Source organism: Dolichospermum lemmermannii CS-548 (assembly GCF_028330815.1).
Lineage (GTDB): Bacteria > Cyanobacteriota > Cyanobacteriia > Cyanobacteriales > Nostocaceae > Dolichospermum > Dolichospermum lemmermannii.
In genome coordinates, this window is sequence record NZ_JAQMTJ010000051.1 from 1 (window position 1) to 3,285 (window position 3,285).

At 38.1% G+C, this 3,285-nt stretch carries 1 protein-coding gene; it reads left to right on the forward strand.

From position 1 onward, the window contains the following. Positions 1–437: 437 nt before the first annotated feature. The coding region (locus PN450_RS02545; protein ID WP_271835331.1) for a non-ribosomal peptide synthetase at positions 438–3,285 on the forward strand (2,848 nt) is incomplete at its 3' end.

Below are 3,285 nucleotides of genomic sequence, written 5' to 3' on the forward strand. Positions count from 1 at the left end.
GCACGATAAAATCAATATACATTTTTTTCGTAAAAACCCTTAAATAACCTATCTATAAGGTATTTGTCGAATTTACATTTCGTTACATATGTTGATTGTTTAACGCCAACTTACTTACACTCAATCAGGAAGAACATATTTCTAATTGGACTGTTTTGATGCTCTCTTTGATTTTGTCTCTACGTAATTTACCTCTGTGACAGTTTGGGGTGCGGAATGTGGGATTTATGGCTCTTGCGTCTCTTTTTTTTATGGTAAAAATTAACATGAAATTAACTTAATGTTAATTCATTAGTATTAACTGCGTCTCTTTTTTTTATGGTAAAAATTAATATGAAATTAACCTAATGTTAATTCATTAGTATTAATTCACTGTACATTGATTATATCGAACGACGATTTTCAATGCTAACCTACTTACACTTAAACTAAATTAAATGATTGGATCATCTGTCTTTGATAATCCGCATAGCTCCGCCTTTTATCCTCTTTCTTATGGTCAACAAGCTTTGTGGTTTCTTTACCAAATTGACCCAGAAAGTGTTGCTTACAACATTTTTACAACTGTGCGAATTAGCTCAAAATTAGATATTGAAGCTTTGCGTCGAGCTTGGAATAAAATTATTGAGCGTCATGCTATTCTGCGTACCACATACACTTCCTATGCAGGAACACCAGTTCAGCGGATTCACGAAAAGCAAGAAGTTGATATTCAAATAACAGATGCTTCAAATTGGAGTGAAGATTATTTACGAGAACAAATCTTTATTGAAACCGACTGTCCTTTCAACCTAGAAATTGATTCGGTTTTGCGAATCAATCTATTCACGCAATCAGTTGAAGAACATATTCTTTTATTAACAATGCACCACATTGCTGGTGATTTGTGGTCTTTTGATATATTACTTAATGAATTTCAAAACTTTTATATAGGAGAAATCGAAAAAATTGACTTTCAGCAAGAAGATTCTGCTGAGAATTTATCCTATATAGAATTTGTACGTTGGCAATCTGAATTACTATCTAGTTCCAGAGGAGAAGAACTGAGGGAATATTGGCAAAAACAATTAGCTGGTGAGTTATCTATTTTAAATCTGCCAACAGACAAATCGCGCCCTCCTGTACAGACCTATCAGGGAGAAACGCATATTTTAAAGCTAGATGAACAATTAATTCAAAAACTTAGGAATCTAGCTATAGCTTCTGGAACCAGTCTTTACAAGATTACCTTAGCTGCTTTTTTTGTGTTGCTTTACCGCTACTCTAATCAAGAGGATATTCTAGTAGGCAGTCCAATGTTGGGTAGATTGGATCGAAAGTTTAAAGGAGTCGTTGGCTACTTTGTTAACCCTGTCGTTTTGCGGACAACAGTTTCAGGATACCTAACTTTCAAAGATTTTTTGGATCAGATCAGCGGAACAGTCAAAGAAGCTCAGAAGTATCAAGATTATCCTTTTCCACTTTTAGTAGACAAGCTTCAGCCTCAACGAGATCCTAGTCGTTCTCCACTGTTCCAAGTCAGCTTTACTGAGCAAAAGCAACGTTGGGGTGAGCCTTTGAAAAATTTATCCTGCTGTCAGGATTCAGGACTTCAGATGGAGCCATACCCACTCGGACATCAACGGGGGGCAAGCTTTGATCTGGATGTAATGATTATGGAAGCTGGAGAAGTTCTTCAGGTAGGTTGGCAATATAATACTGATTTATTTGATCTTGAAACGATCGCTCGGATGGCGGAACATTTCCTAACTCTACTGGAAGCGATCGCAACCAATCCAGAACAACGAATTTCTGAATTGCCGTTATTGACTCAAACCGAACGCCAGCAGTTGCTCTTTGAGTGGAACAACACCACTACTGAGTATCCCCATGATAAGTGTATCCATCAGTTGTTTGAGGAACAGGTGAAACGGACACCAGATGCAGTAGCAGTAGTATTTGAACGAGAACAACTTACTTATCAGGAATTAAATATAAAAGCAAATCAGTTAGCAAATTACTTGCAAACTTTAGGAGTTAAACCAGAGGTATTGGTAGGACTGTATGTAGAGCGTTCTTTAGAAATGGTAGTTGGACTATTAGCTATTCTTAAAGCCGGTGGTGCATACTTACCTCTCGATCCATCTTATCCCCAAGAGCGTATAGCCTTCATGTTAACCGATGCTCAAGTAGCTCTAGTATTGACACAACAAAGACTCATTGCAGATTTACCAGTAAATTCAGACCGAATTATCTGTTTAGATAATCTCATAATTCAAGAATCAACAAACAATATTCCTAGCAAAGTCAGCCCAGAAAATCTTGCTTATGTCATCTATACATCTGGGTCTACAGGACAATCTAAAGGCGTGATGTTGAATCATCACAGCCTGACAAATGCCTATCTAGCTTGGGAAGAAGCATATCAACTGCGAACTTCTGCTAGTTCCCATTTACAAATGGCTAGTTTTTCCTTTGATGTGTTTACTGGAGACTTAGTTCGCGCTCTTTGTTCGGGTGGAAAACTCGTACTCTGTCCTCGCGAGCTATTGCTAGAACCAGAGAAACTTCATCAGTTAATGCTGCAAGAAAAGATTGATTGTGCTGAATTTGTACCAGCAGTATTAAGAAATTTAATTCTCTACTTAGAAAAGAACCACAAGTGTCTAGATTTTATGAAATTAATCATTTGTGGTTCTGATAGTTGGTATGTGCAGGAGTATGAAAAATTTCGCCAATTTTGTGGAAGTTCAACTCGGTTAATTAATTCCTTTGGTGTAACAGAAGCGACTATTGACAGTACCTATTTTGAAACGCATACAATAGACTTATGTGTTGAACAATTAGTTCCTATTGGTTGCGCTTTTGCTAACACACAAATTTATATTCTCGATCGCTATCTCCAACCTGTTCCCATTGGTGTTCCTGGAGAACTGCACATTGGTGGTGTGGGGCTAGCAAGAGGATACCTCAACCGTCCCGATTTGACACAAGAGAAATTTATTGCCAACCCCTTTAGCAATCAACCGAATGAACGTCTCTATAAAACAGGTGACTTAGCCCGTTATCTCCCAGATGGAAACATCGAATATCTCGGACGTATTGACAACCAAGTAAAGATTCGTGGTTTCCGCATCGAGTTAGGTGAAATTGAGGCAGCTCTTTCACAGCATCCAGTAGTGCGAGAAACTGTAGTCATCGCCAGAGAAAACAGTGCAGGTGACAAACAATTAGTAGCTTATCTTGTCCCGCATCAAGAGCCAGCACCCACAAATAGTGACCTACGCCACTTCTTAAAAGCGCAAC